The organism is Lewinella sp. IMCC34183 (genome assembly GCF_003390915.1).
Lineage (GTDB): Bacteria > Bacteroidota > Bacteroidia > Chitinophagales > Saprospiraceae > Neolewinella.
In genome coordinates this window covers 43,579-59,760 of the sequence record NZ_QMEM01000010.1, presented here as the reverse complement: position 1 = coordinate 59,760, position 16,182 = coordinate 43,579, and the positions used below count along the sequence as shown (strand labels likewise).

Below are 16,182 nucleotides of genomic sequence, written 5' to 3'. Positions count from 1 at the left end.
TATGCTACGTCTTATTCTTAGCAGCCTCCTGCTGGCTGCCGGCCTTCTGCATGCCCAGTCCGATCCGCTCGTAGTGCCCCTGGACGGAGCCACCTCCCTGACGCTGATCGGTTACTACGGTAACGTTGAGATTACGGAGGGCAACACGAGCAGCATCCGTATCCACCACCTGATCACCGTTGACGATGCCCCCCGTCCCGAACTGGGAAAGCTGACGGTGGACCGGCAGGGCGCGGCCCTGACCATCACCGAGGCATCCCCGCAGGACGGCGATATGGCGGAGGTATGGTCGAAGTCGAGCCGTACCGTAAACGGGATGCGGGTGACCAGCAACGATAACCAGCACGTCAAGATCAAAATCGCGGTCGAAGTACCGCCCGGACTCCGCGTGTCGGTAGACAACCGCTACGGCGACGTGCGGGCCACCGACGTTCCGGGGCTGGACGACATCTCCTCCACCTACGGCGACCTCATCATCCGTTACAGCACCTTCGACCGGGAGCGGGACATGCGCTTATTCAGCAACTACGGCGACGTGGACCTGGCCCTGCCCGCGGGCGCCGACGCCGACCTGGAGCTCGAAACAGAGTACGGTGAGCTGCTTACCGACTTCGCGATCGACATCGATACCGACCGCAGCAAAACCGGGCAGTTTCTCGAGCGCGTGGTTGGCCGCATCAACGGCGGCGGAGCGCAGGTGCGGTGCCGCGCTCCCTACGATCACGTCTACCTCCGCACGAGCAAGTAACATCGGGGGGGTGCAACCCGTGTACCGGGCGTTCGTCCTTACTACCGAATATCCGGCTACCCACTCCTTGCATATGAAACTTGTTATTACGCTGCTCATCGCATTTCTGCTCGGACTTACGGCGGGCCTCCACGCCCAGACTGACGTGCGGGAGTACGCCCAGCGGAGCTACCAGACCCAGCGGACGGCCGAGGCCCCTGCCGTCGACGGCAGTCCGACGGAGGCGGTCTGGAATCTGGTCGAATGGAGCGGCGACTACATACAGTTTGAGCCCAACGCGGGAGAGGCCCCGACCCAGCAAACCTTTATAAAGATCCTCTACGACGACCGCAACCTGTACGTAGCCTTCCGCTGCCTGGACAGGGAGCCCGGCAAGATCGAGCAGCGAATGGGCCGCCGCGACGAATTCCCCGGCGACTGGGTGGAAATCAACATCGACAGCTACCACGATAAGCGGACGGCCTTTTCCTTCACCGTATCGGCATCCGGGGTGAAGGGCGACGAGTTTGTCTCCAACGACGGCAACAACTGGGACGATTCCTGGAACCCCATCTGGGAGGCCCGGACGCAGCTTGACTCGGTCGGCTGGACGGCCGAGATGCGCATCCCCCTCTCGCAGATCCGTTTTTCCTCCGGCAGCGACCAGGTGTGGGGGATCCAGTCTACCCGCCGCGACTTCCGCATGGACGAGCGCAGCATCTGGCAGCCGCAGGACCGTAACGCCTCCGGGTGGGTGAGCCGCTTCGGGGAACTCCGTGGCCTCCGGGACCTGCAGCCCCGCCGCACCCTGGAGCTACAGCCCTACGTGGTGGCCCAGCGCACGACCTACCCGGCCGAAGAGGGCAACCCCTTCGCCGATGGGACCGATAACCGGCTGTCGGCGGGGCTGGACGCCCGGGTGGGCATCACCAACGACATGACGCTCGACCTGACCATCAACCCAGATTTCGGGCAGGTGGAGGCCGATCCCGGCGCCCTGAACCTGGACGGCTACCAGATCTTCTTCCAAGAGCGGCGGCCGTTCTTCGTGGAGGGGCAAAATATCTTCGACTTCAACCTGTCGCAGGCGGAGGCCGGCGGGCAGCATACGTCCGACCAGCTGTTCTACTCGCGACGGATCGGGGGCAGCCCCCACCGGGTACTGTCTTCGGAGGCCGGCCGCAACTATTACGTCGACCAGCCGGTGAATACCACTATTCTCGGCGCGGCTAAGTTTAGCGGCAAGACCCAGTCGGGCCTTTCGGTGGGCCTGCTGGAAAGCGTCACCGAACGTGAAATGGCCATCCTGGACCTTGCGGGTGACCGCGACAAAACGGTGGTGGAACCCTTTACCAACTACCAGGTAGGGCGGGTGCAGCAAGACTTCCGCGGGGGTGATACCTACGTAGGCGCGATCCTTACCGGGGTACAGCGCCGGCTGACGGATAACCCCGAGCTCGGATTCCTGCACCGGGAGGCGTATTCCGGCGGTGTGGACTTCACCCACCGCTGGAAGGACCGGGCCTGGTACGTGGCCGGCAATACGGTACTCTCTTCCGTGCGGGGAAGCGAAGAGGCCATCCTGCAGACCCAGACCGGCTTCGAGCATTTCTTTCAGCGGCCGGACGCCGATCATCTGACGGTGGACAGCTCCGCTACCCACCTCAACGGCAGCAGCGGCTTGCTCAAGGTGGGCAACGTCGGCGGTAACTTCATCTTCGAGACCGGGGCCACCTGGCGGTCACCGGGCTTCGAGATCAACGACATCGGCTTCATGCGCAACGCCGACGAGATCAACTACTTCGGGTGGGCGGCGCGGCGGTGGCAGCAACCCTTCTCCATCTTCCGCCGCCTTCAGGTGAACGGTAACGTATATACTACGGTGGATTTCGGCGGCAACCTGCTAAATCAGTCCTTCAACACCAACTCCCACGCCAACTTCACCAACTTTATGCGGGCCGGGGCCGGGGCGAGCTACGCGGCCTACCGCGCCTCCAAAACGGACCTGCGCGGCGGCCCCATACTGCGCAAGAGCCCCGGCGCGGAGTACTTCGCCTACGTGGTGTCGGACAGCCGCAAGAAGGCCAACGTCGGCACCCAGGGGTATGAGTTTCGCACCTTTGACGGTACGCAGGTAGAAAGTTCCCTGTCGGTCTTTCTTACCTGGCAGCCGCTGGACGCCGCTTCGCTAAGCGTGGAGCCTACGTATTCCACTTTCGTCCGGGCCGATCAGTACGTCGGCCAGCTCGACGGTTCCGGTGGGAAGGAATACATCGTCGGCCAGGTGGACCAGCGGACCTTCAGCACAACCCTGCGCCTGACCTATAACCTGACGCCGGACCTTACGGTGCAGTACTACGGAGAGCCGTTCATCAGCCGGGGGCGCTACCGGGATTTCAAGCGGTTCACCGGCGCGTCCCTGGCCGAGGAATTCACCGACCGCTTCGAAGCCTTCGGCGCCGGGCAGGTGATGTACGACGCGGAATCCGACACTTACGTGCTCGGTCCGGAAGGAACCCTAACGATCGACAATCCTGATTTTAGCTTCATCCAGTTTCGTTCCAATATGGTCGTGCGCTGGGAGTACTATCCCGGCTCGGAGCTTTACCTCGTTTGGTCGCAGGGAAATACGGCCAGCGGCGACCCGGGGAACGGGCTGCTGCGAAGCCTGGGGGAGAACGTGTTTTCGGACGAGGTGAGAAATAACTTTTTGGTCAAGGTTACCTACCGATGGCTCCGGTAACCAACCAATCGGCGACAGAACTACGTCTAGCGGGCGGGGCAACGAACTTTTAGTTGATTACATAGTCTTTTTGGGTAACCGGTCGGCGCTCGCCGACCGGTTCCTTTATCTTCGCCCTATGCCCCAGTTGTACTTGCGTGATACCCTCAACTTCCTGCGCAAGCTGACCCCCCGGCGGATCGGTAACGCCGCGAAGGTGATCGCCAGCTACTACGCCACGCGCTGGCTGCAGCGCCCGGTGGTGTGGGGCAAGCCCTTTACGGTATCCTTCGAGCCCACGACGGCCTGCAACCTGCGGTGCCCGGAATGTCCGAGCGGGCTGCGGCAATTCACCCGGCCTACGGGGAACCTGAAGGCAGACTTTTTCCGCCGTACCCTCGACGACATCGCCGACCGCCTGCTCTACCTCATCTTCTACTTTCAGGGGGAGCCCTACATCAACCCCGACTTTCTGGACATGGTCAAGGAGGCCACGCACCGCGGTGTCTACACCATTACCTCCACCAACGGCCATTTCCTCAACGACGCCAATGCCCGGCGTACCATCGAGAGTGGCCTGGACCGGCTGATCATCAGTGTCGACGGCACCACCCAGGACGTGTACGAGCAGTATCGCAAGTCAGGCAAACTGGAAACGGTACTGCACGGGGCCCGTAACCTGGTGAAGTGGAAGCGGGAGCTTAAATCCGCCACGCCCCACCTCATCTTTCAGTTCCTGGTGGTGAAGCCCAACGAGCACCAGATGGAGGAGGTCGTGCGGCTGGCCGACGAGATCGGTATTGACGAAGTGAAGTTCAAATCGGCCCAGCTCTACGACTACGAGCACGGCAACCCCCTGATGCCCGAGCAGGAGCGCTACGCCCGCTACTACAAAAAACCGGACGGTACCTACGGCCTCAAGAACAAGCTACAGAACCACTGCTGGAAGCTCTGGCACAGCTGCGTCATCACCTGGGACGGCCTCGTGGCCCCCTGCTGCTTCGACAAGGATGTCACCCACCGTCTCGGTGACGTAAAGACCACCTCTCTGAACGAGGTATGGAAAAGTGGTGCCTACGACGATTTCCGCACGAAACTGCTGAAGGGGCGGGCGGAGATCGATATCTGTAAGAATTGTACGGAAGGGTGCGAGGTGTGGCTGGGAGCGGAGGTTTAGAATTTTACATTTTAGATTTCACATTTAAAATTTGCGCGTAGGGTGTGCTCGCTGCGCTCGTTTGCCGCCGTGGTGGGCGGGTATCGTGCGATATAGACTTGCTGAGTGCGGCGGATTTCAGATTTACAGTTCACCATTTAAAATTTGCGCGCAGTATTTGCTCGCTGCGGTGGTGTTTTGGTCCACTTTGATATTCTGGTAATTTTTTGGAGGTGGTGAGATATACGATTTACTAAGTACCATCCACTATTTACCATTTGCGCGCAGTGTTTGCTCGCTGCGCTCGGGTTCCGCCGTACTGTGATATATGTCTTATTTAGAACAGCTGGATTCGGCGGATTTCAGATCTACGATTTACCATTTAAAATTTGCGCGCAGCATTTGCTCGCTGCGCTCGTGTTTTGGTGGGGTGGTACTCTCCCTGTGTTTCTGGTAGTTGGTTGGAGGTGGGGAGATATACGATTTACCAGGTACCATCCACTATTTACCATTTGCGCGCAGTATTTGCTCGCTGCGCTCGGGTTTTGGTGGGGTGGTACTCTCCCTGTGTTTCTGGTAGTTGGTTGGAGGTGGGGAGATATACGATTTACCAGGTACCATCTACTATTTACCATTTGCCCGCAGGGTGTGCTCGTGCTACGCTGCGATGGTGGCTGCCGTTACTGGAATAAGTAGGGTAGTAGAAAACGCGATCAACTTCCGGATTTATGCCCACAAGCATGCCCGATATTCTAGACATAAGGGGTAGGGAAAATTTGAAATTTGAAATCTAAAATTTGAAATTTCAATCCCTCAATCCCTCAATCCCTCAATCCCTCAATCCCAAGCACTGGTAGAAAAAATTAGCCCGCCTGTAACAAAGCCCCCAGCTTGCTCCGTGTATCAACCAAACAAGCCCAGTGGAAAGCTTTACCTCACTCGTCGATACCGTTCGCGACCGCCTGTACCGGCTGGCCCTGCGTATGGTCGGTGACGACGGCGAGGCGCAGGACGTGGTACAGGAAGTGCTCATCAGCAGCTGGCAACGGCAGGAGGAGATCGTACAACTCGATAATCCGCCCGCCTGGATGATGCGCATGACCCATAACCGGGCGATCGACCGGCTGCGGTCGCGCAAGGCGCGAACCAACTACGAGCGGGCCGCCGCCGTGCCCGACCGTACGCAACTCACGCCCCACCGGCTCGTGGAGAGCGAGGATACGCTGGGACACATTCACCGGCAGATCGCCCGCCTCTCGCCCGAGCAGCAGAGCGTTCTGCAACTCCGGGAAGTGGAAGGGCTGAGCTACCGCGAGATCAGTGAGGCCACCGGATTGAGCCTGGACCAGGTGAAGGTATATCTCCACCGCGGACGCAAACAGCTGCGGCAGTTGCTGCTGCAGGAAAGAATTGTCGAACCATGAACCACCAACGCGTCACCGAACTGATCGAACGCTACTTCGACGGGACCACAACCCTGAAGGAGGAAGCCGACCTTAAAGCCTATTTCCTGCGGGAGGATATCGACCCCGCGCTGGAAGTGTACGCCCCCCTTTTCCGATACTGGGTGCGCGAAAGCGAAGTACGGGCCCCCCAGCGGATCAGGAAGGCACGCCCCCGCCGGTTGCCGCAACTCCTGCTTGCCCTGGCTGCCGCCCTCGCGCTGCTGCTGGTCGCGCGGACGGTGCACCGCTGGGAGAACCCAAAGGTCACCACCTTCCCGGTGGCCGAACGGCAGCCCGTCGACTGGAGCCGGCACGAGATAACCGACGAAAAAGAAGCCATGCGCTTCCTGCACGGCGTGCTGAAGAGCACCTCCAAACGTATAACGCAGGCACCCGAGATCACCCTCCACGAACTGCGCGAGGTAGAACGGATGCTCGACTGATCCTTATCGAACCCAACGGCCCCGCGGCCGACCAACCTATACTACGATGAAACTCCTGATCCCTTTCCTATTACTGGTATACGCGGCACCTGCGGCCGCGCAGAAGAACCTGCAGTTAGATGCCATATCGAACTACTTCAGTGAGTACGTGGACGACGACCGCTTCACGGCCGTCTACGTAAGTGGGAAGATGTTTGAGCTCTTCAAGGACACCAATATCGACCTCGAGGAGATCGACGACGAAGAGGTAGCCGCGATCCTCGATATGGTCAAGGACATCCAGGGTATCCGCGTGCTGCACACGGAGGAAACGCCGCTCAAGTTTTATGAAGATGCGAAACGCCGGATATCCACCGATGCCTACGAGCTGCTCTTTAAAGTGCGAACGAAGGACGGGCAGAACGTCGAAGCCTTTATCCAGGACGAGAATGCCGTCGTGAACGAGCTCTTCCTGCTGGTAGGGGCCGCAGACAACTTCGCCATGCTCAGCTTCGTGGGACAGATCGACCTTTCCAAACTCGGGCAGCTGCAGAAAGCACTGGAGTAGTCCCCATTCACCCTTAATACACCCGCTATGCTACGCCTCATTATTTGTTTAGTACTCTTTTCCGCCAGCCTCGGGGCCCAGGAGAAGGTCATCAAGGATTTCATCAAGGTGCACCGGAAGGGGGAGGAGAACGTCGCCGTCAAGGTTCCTGGCTGGATGGTCAGCCTGGCCAGCGATATCGCCACCGTGAGCACCGACGACCCCCAGGAGCGGATCGTCTTCAAACTGATGGGTGAAGTGGGTACTACCCGGGTGGTCACCTGGCTGAATGAGGACTTCACCGAGCCGCAGGACGAAGTAGTGAATCTGCTCTACGTCCTGGAGCGCTACAAGCGGTTCGAGCGGTGGGCGGAGGTTCGGTCGGCGGAAGGGGAGCGCGTAACCCTGTCTGTCCGCTACGAGAACAAGAAGATTCGCGACCTGGTCGCCGTCGTGACCGAGGATGACCGGACCACGCTGGTCTCCGCGCGCACCGACCTCTCCGCCGATGAGCTGGGCCGACTGGTGGAGGAACTTTCTAGCATGTAGCATGTAGCATGTAGTATGTAGCGGATAGCATGTAGCGTGTGGAGCACCGCTACCGCCTACTTGCTACCCGCTACACCCCTACCTTCGCGCCATGCGCGCCAACTTCCTAAAGCACATCGCCCAGACCAGCCCGGCCCCAATGGGACTCGAGATCGCCGGCGGCGAGGGCGTCTACCTGATCGACACCGCCGGAAAACGCTACCTCGACCTGATCGCCGGCATCGGCGTGAGTGCGCTGGGACACAATCACCCGGCCGTGGTGGAGGCGGTGCAGAAGCAGGCCGGTACCTATATGCACACCCTGGTCTACGGCGAATTCGTACTGGGCACCCAGGTGGAGTTGGCCACGCTGCTCTGCGCCCAGCTGCCCGATTCCCTCGACAATGTCTACTTCACCAATTCCGGGACCGAAGCGGTAGAGGGGGCCATGAAACTGGCCAAGCGCGTCACCGGCCGCGCCGAGATCGTAGCGGCCACCTACGCCTACCACGGCAGTACCCAGGGGGCGGCCAGCCTGATGTGGCCCAAGGACTTCACCCGCCCGTTCCACCCCCTGCTGCCCGGGATCGGCCACCTGGAATTTAACGACGATGCCAGCCTCGACCGCATCACCGAACGAACCGCGGCCGTGGTGCTGGAAACCGTACAGGCGGAGTGGGGACTGCGCCGGCCGCGGCCGGAGTGGATGCAGGCCGTCCGCGCGCGCTGCACGGAAACCGGTACGCTGCTGATCCTCGACGAGATCCAGGCGGGAATGGGCCGCACGGGAACCCTCTTCGCCTTCGAGCAGTACGGCATCGTACCCGATATTCTACTGCTGGCCAAGGGCTTCGGGGGTGGCATGCCGCTCGGAGCCTTCATTGCTGGCCGGGACATCATGCAGGCCCTCACCGAAAATCCCGTACTCGGCCACATCACCACCTTCGGGGGCCACCCGGTGAGCTGCGCCGCCGGCCTGGCGACCCTGCGGACGCTTACCGACAACCCTGAATTGATCGGCAGCGTGAAGGAGAAAGAGGCGCTGTTCCGCAGGCTGCTGGTCCACCCCCGCATCCGGGAGGTACGCTCGGCCGGCTTGTGGATGGCGGTCGAGCTGAAAGATTTCGACGAGATCCAGCACACCATCGCGGGCTGCCTGGAGCGGGGCCTCATCACCGACTGGTTCCTCTTCAACGAGCGCAGCCTGCGGATCGCTCCGCCACTCACCATCACGCCGGCGGAGATCGAGTGGGCCTGCGGGGTAATCCTCGATTCCCTAAGCACGCTCGACGCGTAGGGCGCGGACGCGGGTGCCGGGCTTACGCTGTACGTAAAGCTAATGGGTACCGGTACGGAGAACCGGTTATGACCGTATGAATGCGCCGCAAGACGCGCGGTGGTGGAACATCGTCGTGCAAGAATATGGTCTAACACGCAGCGGCGCTACATGTAAAAATAGGGACGATTTTATCGCAGACGGTTATATCCGACCAATATGTGGATTTCCTGTTTTTTGGCATTATAAAATGCTAGTTAGGGGAGGGAGGGGCTAATTTATAGCTATGCAATTGGCTGTCGGTCTGCACTCTTGGACCGGTTGGAATTCAAAAAATATCGCGTCGGATCCAATGCATTTTAATCGCCATGTTGTATTCCCGATTCCGGTTTGGATACCTGTTTATCACGTTTCAGGCCGGACGTAAATTCATATAGTTCAGTAATTGCTGACTATACTTCCTAACCGCACTGAGGTGCATTTCACTCACGGTATTTTATGTATACGCCTGTTAAATTCATGCTGTTATTTTTCCTTGGCAGCAGCCTGTTCCTGACCAGCTGCAACAAGGACGAGGATGACGTCACCGTTGATCCCAACATTGAAGTTACCACCCAGTTGGAAGGCACCTGGGACGTGGAGTCCTTTACCGAGGATGGAGTAGAATACATTGGTGCCGATATTACAAGCTTCGAAATGAAGTTCGAGAAAGAGGGGCCTAGTGAAGGTGAAGTTGAAATGACTATCATCTACTCGGAAGGCGACGTCGAGCGGGAAACCTCTGACTTCAAAATCAAAAACAACGGAAAAGAGATCAGATTGGATGAGTCTGATCTTGAAATCGAGATCGACGGAGATGACCTTACCCTTGAAGGTAATCTCGATGGATGGCGCGTAGAAATCGAAGCCGAACGCGACTAGCGATAGAGTTTCGGGTGGTAAGCCTACCTTCGTGGGTATGGACTTCACCGCCCTGCTGAAATCGATAAAGGCCCGGAAATTTTCCCCCGTTTACCTGCTCCACGGAGAGGAGCCCTACTTCATCGACCAGCTCGAGGAGGCCCTGGAAGAGCACGCCCTGGCCGAGCACGAGCGCGCCTTCAACCAGACGATTCTCTACGGCAAGGACACGGACTACCTGCAGGTGGTCGATGCCGCCCGCCGGTTCCCCATGATGGCCGAGCGCCAACTGATTCTCCTCCGGGAGGCCCAGGACATGCGCGACATCAAGGAACTGGCGGGCTACGCCGAAAAGCCGGCACCCACCACGGTGCTGGTCATCAGCCACAAGCACAAAAAGCTGAATGGCAACCTGGCCGTAACCAAGGCCATCAAGAAGAATGGTATCGTCTTCGAGTCCAAGGGCCTGTACGATAATAAAGTGCCCGCCTGGATCACGGGCTACCTGCGCGATCGCAAGTACAAGATCGAGCCGGAAGCGAGCAACCTGCTAGCGGAGTTCCTGGGCACCAGCCTCGGCAAGATCACCAACGAGCTCGACAAGCTCATGCTCAACCTCCCCAAGGGGACGGAGGTCACCACCCAGATCGTGGAGGACCAGGTGGGCGTCAGCAAGGACTACAACGTCTTCGAGCTGCAGCGCGCCATCGGCCACAAAGACGTGATGAAGGCCACGCGCATCCTCAACTACTTTCGCGGCAACCCCAAGGCCGCTCCGCTACCGATGGTGACGGGAAGTCTCTACAACTACTTCAGCAAGGTCTTTCTGCTCAAGGAGCTGCACGCCAAGCGCGAGAGCCGCCAGGAGATCATGAGTGCCCTCGGCCTGCGGTTCGACTTTTTCCTCGCCGACTACGAGCGTACCGCCAGAAACTACGACCGCGACGGGATGTACGCCGTCTTTGCCCTGCTGCGGGAATATGATCTGAAAAGCAAGGGCGTGGGCAGCAACCTGGCTGGCAAGGGGGAAGCCGAACTCCTAAAGGAACTGGTGTGGCGCCTTATGCACGTTGATAGTCATACAGTCTCTTAGTACGGTAGTCGAGCACTATGGTACTCCCCAACTACGGTACTACCGTGCTAAATCACTCTTCCAGGTCAAAGATGCTATCCGACTCCTGCCGGTCGACCCCGTCGCGCAGGCGGTCCATGGCGTCGACGGCCTGTTCGTAGAAATCGTAGAAGATGGGAAAGATGGCCTGGGCGTTGTCGATCACGATGTCGGGCAACTGGGCGAGTACCGGGTAGGTGATGCTGTCGGCGCGCACCTCGTCGGTAATGAGACGGCTGCGGTCGCCGAAGTAGACGAGCCCCGAATAAATGAAGGTGAAGAACAGGCCGGAGAGCAGTCCGCCGAGCACCTGGTTAATGAAGTTGATGTTGACGCTTTCGAGCACGCCCGTGAGTCCGCGCGCCAGGATGCGGAAGAGCACCAGGGTTAGGAAGAACAGCAGCACCACGCCCAGCACGAAGGCCCCCGCGCTGGTGACGGCGGGAAAGGCATTGAAGAGCATGTCGGCGGCGATGGGCCCGAACTTCATGGCGGCCAGTACGCCAAAGACATAGCTGACCAGGCTGAGCACCGTAGAAATGATGCCCCGGCTGTAGCCGACCCAGAAGCCGTAGGCCAGGAAGATTAGGCAGACGATATCGATGACCATGCTATAAAGGTAAGGGTTGTAGGGGTGACGGGTTGTTGCCTTACGGCGCGGCTGGCGGCACAGCGACCCATTGGTCTCCGGTGCACGTCCCGCACGCGCGGTGGCGGCCGGAAATCCCGCCCGCAAAGCGAACGCCATCAACACAACAACCCACCGACTCATACCTTCTATCTTCGCACAAAATTTACTACGCTATGATCCGCATCCTCGCCAACGATGGCATCGCCCCCAACGGACAACAACTGCTCGAAGACGCCGGCTTCGAGGTGGTCACCAAGAAGATTCCCCAGGAAGAGTTGATGACCAAGCTCAACGACTTCGACGCCATCATCGTCCGGAGTGCGACCAAGGTGCGCAAGGACCTGATCGACGCCAGCCCCAACCTCAAGGCCATCCTGCGGGGTGGCGTGGGCATCGACAACATCGACCACGAGTACGCCGAGAGTAAGGGAATTCCCACCTACAATACCCCCGCCGCCTCCAGCGAGGCCGTAGCGGAGCTGGTCTTCGGCCACTTCTTCGCGCTCAGCCGCTTCCTGCACCGCTCCAACCGGGAACTCACCGCCGCCGACGGCGACTTCAACAACCTCAAGAAGGCCTACGCCGGCGGACAGCAACTGCGGGGCCGCACCCTGGCCATCATCGGCTTCGGCCGCATCGGTATTGCCGCCGCCCGGATCGGATTGGGCATGGGCATGAAGGTGCTGCCCGTCGATCTATACAAAGAGAAGGATACCGTGAAGCTGGACTTCGCCGACGGCCGTAGCCTCGACTTCGAACTCCAGACCGTACCCCTGCAGGAAGCCCTTGCCCAGGCCGACTACATCACGATCCACGTTCCCGGCGGCGACCTCATCGGAGCCGGCGAGATTGCTAGCATGAAGGACGGCGTCATCATCGCCAACACCAGCCGCGGTGGCGTAATCAACGAGGATGCCCTGCTGGACGGCCTCAACAGTGGCAAGATCGCCGGGGCGGCTCTGGACGTGTACGTCGGGGAGCCGAACCCCCGTCGTGACCTTCTTGAGCACCCCCGCGTCAGCGCTACGCCCCACATCGGCGCGGCCACCGAGGAAGCGCAGGATAACATTGGCGTAGAGCTATTTGAGAAGATCCGCGACCATTTTGGACAGCAGTAAGGGAAGAGTTACGGCCATCTTCGAAGCCAGTTGGTGGGCCTTTGCGCTGGTCCTGGCGGGGATGGTCGTGCTGCCCATCTACAGCACGGTACCTGATTTTCCGTTCTACGTACCCAACTTCATCTACGTGGTTACGGCCGTGACACTCACGCGTTACCTGTTTCTGCTGCACGTGAGCTGGTTGCGCGACCAACTCCTCCTCCAGGCCGCGATCGCCATGGTGCTGATCCCCCTCGTGTTTTACATGGTGCAGGCCTTCAACGCCTTCGTGATTTACTTTGACGAGCGGGGGCCGGATATCCTCATCCGGAGCCTCGATCCCGAGTTGGGGCGGACGATCGATAGCTATATGCACGCCGAATACCGCTTCTTCGGTGTGTGGGCGATCGTGGCCTCGATCGTCATGCCGTTTCGATTGATTTACAACGCGTGGGCTCGCTACCGGGCGGGCGTGCGTAGCTAAGTTGCTGATCGACAATTAGTTGAGTTTTATTTGGTGAGTTTGATTTCCGATTTACAGGGAAAGGTGCGGTGGTGCCGGGAATATGCTGTAGCTTGAACGTCGACGCCTAATTACTCAGCGAATATTCGCCATGACTCGACTCGAACTGGTTTCCGATAAGCTTCTTCCGCTCAACGACCTGAGCCGCCGCCGGTGTGGCTGGCGGACGGTCAGCCAGCGTACCGTGTTCACCAACGGGGTATTCGATCTCGTGCATCCCGGCCACCTGACCTACCTCGCGCAGGCTGCCAATTTGGGCCACCGCCTGATCGTGGGCGTCAACAGCGATGCCAGCGTCCGGCGGCTCAAGGGCGATTCCCGGCCCGTGATGCCCCTCGAGGCGCGCATGCAGTTGCTGGCCAGCCTCTTTTTCGTCGACGGCGTCATCGCGTTCGAGGAAGATACCCCCATCAACCTCATCAAGGCCCTCCGCCCGGATATCCTGGTCAAAGGCGGCGACTACATCGCGGACGAGATCGTCGGTGCCCCGGAAGTCCGCGCCATGGGCGGGGAAGTGATCGTGCTCCCCTTCGTCGACGGCCAGAGCACTACGCGGATCATTGACCGGCTGCAGGTGGTAGGTAGTTAGTTGTTGCGTTGTTGAGTCTTGGCGTTTTTGGGTTGGCCCGCAGGGCTCCGCGCGTGTTGTCCGGCGGGCGGGAGCACGAAGCGCGAACGTGATCTGAGGAATCCGGAGTGGTGTGGGAACCGCCGAAGGCAGCAGCGAAGCTAATCTGCGTTACGCTGCGACCAGCGCACCGACCTGTGTTAGCCGTAGGCGATCTGCGTTGAAATTTGTCGCGTTGGTTGGTAGCCCAGCCAGTACTTCCCCCACACGTTCTCCCGTAGCCCTACCTTCCCACCCATGACGACCATCCAGCAACTCATCGACTACCTAGAGACCATCGCCCCGCCCCACCTGCAGGAAAGCTACGACAACGCCGGCCTCATCGTGGGTGACCCCAGCTGGGAGGTAACTGGCGTATTGACCAGCCTCGACTGTACCGAAGCCATCATCAACGAGGCGGTGGAGCGCGGGTGCAATGTCGTCGTGGCCCACCACCCGATCGTATTCCGCGGGCTGAAACAGCTGAACGGTACTAACTACGTCGAGCGAACGGTCATCCAGGCCATCAAACGCGATATCGCGATCTACGCCATTCATACCAACCTCGACAACGTCCGCGTCAACGGCGTCAACGAGCGGATCGCCGAGCAGCTGGGACTGCGCGACCTGCGGCTGCTGCGGTCCAAGAACGAGGAGGGGACGGTCGGTTCCGGGATGGTGGGTGAGCTGCCGGAGCCGGTAAGCGAAAACGAATTTCTCTCCCTGCTGAGGGAGCGCATGCAGGCCGAAGTGGTGCGGCATACGCCCTTGCTGGGCGGCGAGGTGAGCACTGTGGCCGTAGCCGGCGGCGCGGGCGGGTTCCTGCTACCGGATGCAAAAGCCGCCGGTGCCCAGGTCTTTGTCACCGCCGACTATAAGTACCACGAGTTCTTTGATGCCGACGGAAGCATCGTCATCTGCGACATCGGACACTACGAAAGCGAACAGTTTACAACTCAATTACTTGCGGAGTTGTTAACTAAAGAATTTACTACCTTTGCGGTCCTTTCCACGGAGCGAAATACCAACCCGGTACGCTATTACGTAGGTTAAAGGCACCCTTTAACATCAATAAAGCTATTCTGCATGGCTGCTGCTGCCCCCACCGAACTGACGGTCGAAGAAAAAATGCGCGAACTGTATCGCCTGCAACTCATTGACTCCCAGATCGACGAGATCGAGATCCTCAAAGGAGAGCTCCCCATGGAGGTGAGCGACCTCGAAGACGAGATCGCCGGCCTCGAAACCCGCATCAACCGCACCGAAGGGATCGTGGACGAGCTTCGTACCGAGATCAGCCGCCACGAAGCCAACATGAACGAGTCCGACATGCTCATCAGCCGCTACGAGGAGCAGATGAACAACGTCAAGAACAACCGCGAGTACGAGGCCCTCATGAAGGAGACCGAGATGCAGCGGCTCGAAATCCAACTCAGCCAGAAGAAGGCCAAGACCGCCGGTGAGGAACTGGAAGGTCGCGTAGCGACCCTCGACGCCACCAAGGAGCGCCGCGACGCCAAGCTGAAGCTGCTCGAAGTCAAGCAGGAAGAGCTCAAGAGCATCATCGCCAAGACCGAGAAGGAAGAAAAGAAACTGCGCCGGCAGTCCGACAAGCAGCGTAAGCTGATCGAGGACCGCCTCCTGCGCGCCTACGATAAGACCCGCTCCAACTATCGCAACGGCCTCGCCGTCGTCACCGTCGAGCGTAATGCCTGTGGTGGTTGCTTCAATGCCATCCCTCCCCAGCAGCAGCTTGAGATCAGCCAGCGTAAGCGCCTCATGGCCTGTGAGCACTGCTCCCGCGTGCTGGTAGACGACACCATCCTCGAGGAGGAAGCGGTGGAAAGCTGATCACCACGGTAGTTTCGTAGTACAATAGTACTGTAGCATCACCCACTCCGAGATTCGAAGTGGGTGATTCCTTTTGGTGGAAACTGCTTCGGGTTTGCCAGCAGGCAGGAGCGCAGCCGCCCAGTCTCCCCGGACGCTGCACGGTAGTTTTTGTTGTGCGGTTCCGACAGGTACGGTAGTGACCTTGCGCTATCTGGCCAAACCTGTGTCTCCTAGTTTTCAGCTATGCAGTCGAAAATTTTCGATCTGAAGTGATTAGGGTACCTACGGCGAGCATATGCCTCACCTGGATTTGCGCATACGGACCCTGAGCACCGAATGAGTTGATCCCACTGCCGCCGGTGCTCTTCCGGCGGTAAGGTTTTGCTCAACCGGTAAAGCGAGTTTGCACGAAGGAGCGCGCTGATCCGCCAGCCAGTGTCGGAAGTTGGAAGTCGGCACGAAATGCTTTTCGCTAAATGTCCGGTCATCGCCCTACCGGAGTCGTCAGTAATTCGAATACGTGCGATTACCTCCGTTTAATTACGGCTGTCACTCCTTCGCCTCTTCGTAGCTACCGGATGAAGCGGCGAACCTTGGCGGCGCTGCCGCAACCTCACCTACTACAGTACTACAGTACTACACTACTATCCCCTCGAC

17 protein-coding genes are annotated in these 16,182 nt (G+C 59.3%); 15 read left to right on the top strand and 2 right to left on the bottom strand.

The features are described from left to right. The first annotated feature begins 1 nt into the window (after position 1). The 10 genes from DQG19_RS18140 (at position 2) to holA (ending at position 10,816) form a co-directional block, all read left to right on the top strand. Positions 2 to 748 carry a hypothetical protein gene (locus DQG19_RS18140; RefSeq protein ID WP_116127719.1) on the top strand — a complete coding sequence of 249 codons (747 nt, stop codon included), beginning with the start codon at positions 2 to 4 and terminating at the stop codon, positions 746 to 748. Between the two features lie 73 nt (positions 749 to 821). Beyond that, positions 822 to 3,470, top strand: a complete 2,649-nt coding sequence (locus tag DQG19_RS18135) for a DUF5916 domain-containing protein (RefSeq protein WP_116127782.1) — start codon at positions 822 to 824, stop codon at positions 3,468 to 3,470. Between the two features lie 118 nt (positions 3,471 to 3,588). After that, positions 3,589 to 4,626, top strand: coding sequence for an SPASM domain-containing protein (locus tag DQG19_RS18130; RefSeq protein WP_116127718.1), 1,038 nt, complete (start codon positions 3,589 to 3,591; stop codon positions 4,624 to 4,626). 899 nt (positions 4,627 to 5,525) lie between these two features. After that, the gene (locus tag DQG19_RS18125) at positions 5,526 to 6,029 is read left to right on the top strand and encodes an RNA polymerase sigma factor (protein WP_157974591.1); all 504 of its coding nucleotides are present in this window, start codon (positions 5,526 to 5,528) and stop codon (positions 6,027 to 6,029) included. After that, on the top strand, positions 6,026 to 6,493 hold the full coding sequence (locus tag DQG19_RS18120) for a hypothetical protein (protein WP_116127716.1): 468 nt from the start codon (positions 6,026 to 6,028) through the stop codon (positions 6,491 to 6,493). Before DQG19_RS18125 ends, DQG19_RS18120 begins: the two co-directional genes overlap by 4 nt. 46 nt (positions 6,494 to 6,539) lie before the next feature. Beyond that, positions 6,540 to 7,040, top strand: coding sequence for a DUF4252 domain-containing protein (locus DQG19_RS18115; protein ID WP_116127715.1), 501 nt, complete (start codon positions 6,540 to 6,542; stop codon positions 7,038 to 7,040). A 27-nt stretch (positions 7,041 to 7,067) separates the two neighbouring features. Then, entirely contained in the window at positions 7,068 to 7,568 is a 501-nt protein-coding gene (locus tag DQG19_RS18110) for a DUF4252 domain-containing protein (protein ID WP_116127714.1), read from the top strand. 91 nt (positions 7,569 to 7,659) lie between these two features. Further along, the gene (locus DQG19_RS18105; RefSeq protein WP_232826553.1) at positions 7,660 to 8,844 is read left to right on the top strand and encodes an aspartate aminotransferase family protein; all 1,185 of its coding nucleotides are present in this window, start codon (positions 7,660 to 7,662) and stop codon (positions 8,842 to 8,844) included. Positions 8,845 to 9,342: 498 nt separating this feature from the next. Further along, entirely contained in the window at positions 9,343 to 9,744 is a 402-nt protein-coding gene (locus tag DQG19_RS18100) for a hypothetical protein (protein WP_116127713.1), read from the top strand. A 37-nt stretch (positions 9,745 to 9,781) separates the two neighbouring features. Then, a complete protein-coding gene (gene holA / locus DQG19_RS18095; RefSeq protein ID WP_116127712.1) occupies positions 9,782 to 10,816 on the top strand; it encodes a DNA polymerase III subunit delta in 1,035 nt (344 codons plus the stop codon). 52 nt (positions 10,817 to 10,868) lie between these two features. Here the strand turns inward: holA and DQG19_RS18090 are convergent, their stop codons facing one another. Next, complete coding sequence (locus DQG19_RS18090; RefSeq protein WP_157974590.1) at positions 10,869 to 11,444, bottom strand: CvpA family protein; 576 nt, start codon at positions 11,442 to 11,444, stop codon at positions 10,869 to 10,871. Positions 11,445 to 11,638: 194 nt separating this feature from the next. Here DQG19_RS18090 and DQG19_RS18085 point away from each other — a divergent pair, with 194 nt between their 5' ends. The 5 genes from DQG19_RS18085 (at position 11,639) to DQG19_RS18065 (ending at position 15,543) form a co-directional block, all read left to right on the top strand. Further along, a complete protein-coding gene (locus DQG19_RS18085) occupies positions 11,639 to 12,583 on the top strand; it encodes a D-2-hydroxyacid dehydrogenase (protein WP_116127710.1) in 945 nt (314 codons plus the stop codon). Next, complete coding sequence (locus DQG19_RS18080; protein WP_157974589.1) at positions 12,549 to 13,046, top strand: hypothetical protein; 498 nt, start codon at positions 12,549 to 12,551, stop codon at positions 13,044 to 13,046. The genes DQG19_RS18085 and DQG19_RS18080 overlap by 35 nt, the downstream gene beginning before the upstream one ends. 130 nt (positions 13,047 to 13,176) lie before the next feature. After that, a complete protein-coding gene (gene rfaE2, locus DQG19_RS18075) occupies positions 13,177 to 13,674 on the top strand; it encodes a D-glycero-beta-D-manno-heptose 1-phosphate adenylyltransferase (protein ID WP_116127708.1) in 498 nt (165 codons plus the stop codon). 276 nt (positions 13,675 to 13,950) lie between these two features. Then, on the top strand, positions 13,951 to 14,745 hold the full coding sequence (locus DQG19_RS18070) for a Nif3-like dinuclear metal center hexameric protein (RefSeq protein WP_116127707.1): 795 nt from the start codon (positions 13,951 to 13,953) through the stop codon (positions 14,743 to 14,745). A 33-nt stretch (positions 14,746 to 14,778) separates the two neighbouring features. After that, entirely contained in the window at positions 14,779 to 15,543 is a 765-nt protein-coding gene (locus DQG19_RS18065; RefSeq protein WP_116127706.1) for a zinc ribbon domain-containing protein, read from the top strand. Positions 15,544 to 15,755: 212 nt separating this feature from the next. Here DQG19_RS18065 and DQG19_RS21685 read toward each other — a convergent pair whose 3' ends face one another. Beyond that, entirely contained in the window at positions 15,756 to 16,013 is a 258-nt protein-coding gene (locus DQG19_RS21685) for a four helix bundle protein (RefSeq protein ID WP_116127705.1), read from the bottom strand. Positions 16,014 to 16,182 lie beyond the last annotated feature (169 nt).

What these genes read in the sequence shown, in the direction of transcription:
- DQG19_RS18140 (WP_116127719.1), top strand. Translation starts at nt 2, where the DNA reads ATGCTACGTCTTATTCTTAGCAGCCTCCTGCTGGCTGCCGGCCTTCTG.
- DQG19_RS18135 (WP_116127782.1), top strand. Translation starts at nt 822, where the DNA reads ATGAAACTTGTTATTACGCTGCTCATCGCATTTCTGCTCGGACTTACG.
- DQG19_RS18130 (WP_116127718.1), top strand. Translation starts at nt 3,589, where the DNA reads ATGCCCCAGTTGTACTTGCGTGATACCCTCAACTTCCTGCGCAAGCTG.
- DQG19_RS18120 (WP_116127716.1), top strand. Translation starts at nt 6,026, where the DNA reads ATGAACCACCAACGCGTCACCGAACTGATCGAACGCTACTTCGACGGG.
- DQG19_RS18115 (WP_116127715.1), top strand. Translation starts at nt 6,540, where the DNA reads ATGAAACTCCTGATCCCTTTCCTATTACTGGTATACGCGGCACCTGCG.
- DQG19_RS18110 (WP_116127714.1), top strand. Translation starts at nt 7,068, where the DNA reads ATGCTACGCCTCATTATTTGTTTAGTACTCTTTTCCGCCAGCCTCGGG.
- DQG19_RS18105 (WP_232826553.1), top strand. Translation starts at nt 7,660, where the DNA reads ATGCGCGCCAACTTCCTAAAGCACATCGCCCAGACCAGCCCGGCCCCA.
- DQG19_RS18100 (WP_116127713.1), top strand. Translation starts at nt 9,343, where the DNA reads ATGCTGTTATTTTTCCTTGGCAGCAGCCTGTTCCTGACCAGCTGCAAC.
- holA (WP_116127712.1), top strand. Translation starts at nt 9,782, where the DNA reads ATGGACTTCACCGCCCTGCTGAAATCGATAAAGGCCCGGAAATTTTCC.
- DQG19_RS18090 (WP_157974590.1), bottom strand. Translation starts at nt 11,444, where the DNA reads ATGGTCATCGATATCGTCTGCCTAATCTTCCTGGCCTACGGCTTCTGG.
- DQG19_RS18085 (WP_116127710.1), top strand. Translation starts at nt 11,639, where the DNA reads ATGATCCGCATCCTCGCCAACGATGGCATCGCCCCCAACGGACAACAA.
- rfaE2 (WP_116127708.1), top strand. Translation starts at nt 13,177, where the DNA reads ATGACTCGACTCGAACTGGTTTCCGATAAGCTTCTTCCGCTCAACGAC.
- DQG19_RS18070 (WP_116127707.1), top strand. Translation starts at nt 13,951, where the DNA reads ATGACGACCATCCAGCAACTCATCGACTACCTAGAGACCATCGCCCCG.
- DQG19_RS18065 (WP_116127706.1), top strand. Translation starts at nt 14,779, where the DNA reads ATGGCTGCTGCTGCCCCCACCGAACTGACGGTCGAAGAAAAAATGCGC.
- DQG19_RS21685 (WP_116127705.1), bottom strand. Translation starts at nt 16,013, where the DNA reads ATGACCGGACATTTAGCGAAAAGCATTTCGTGCCGACTTCCAACTTCC.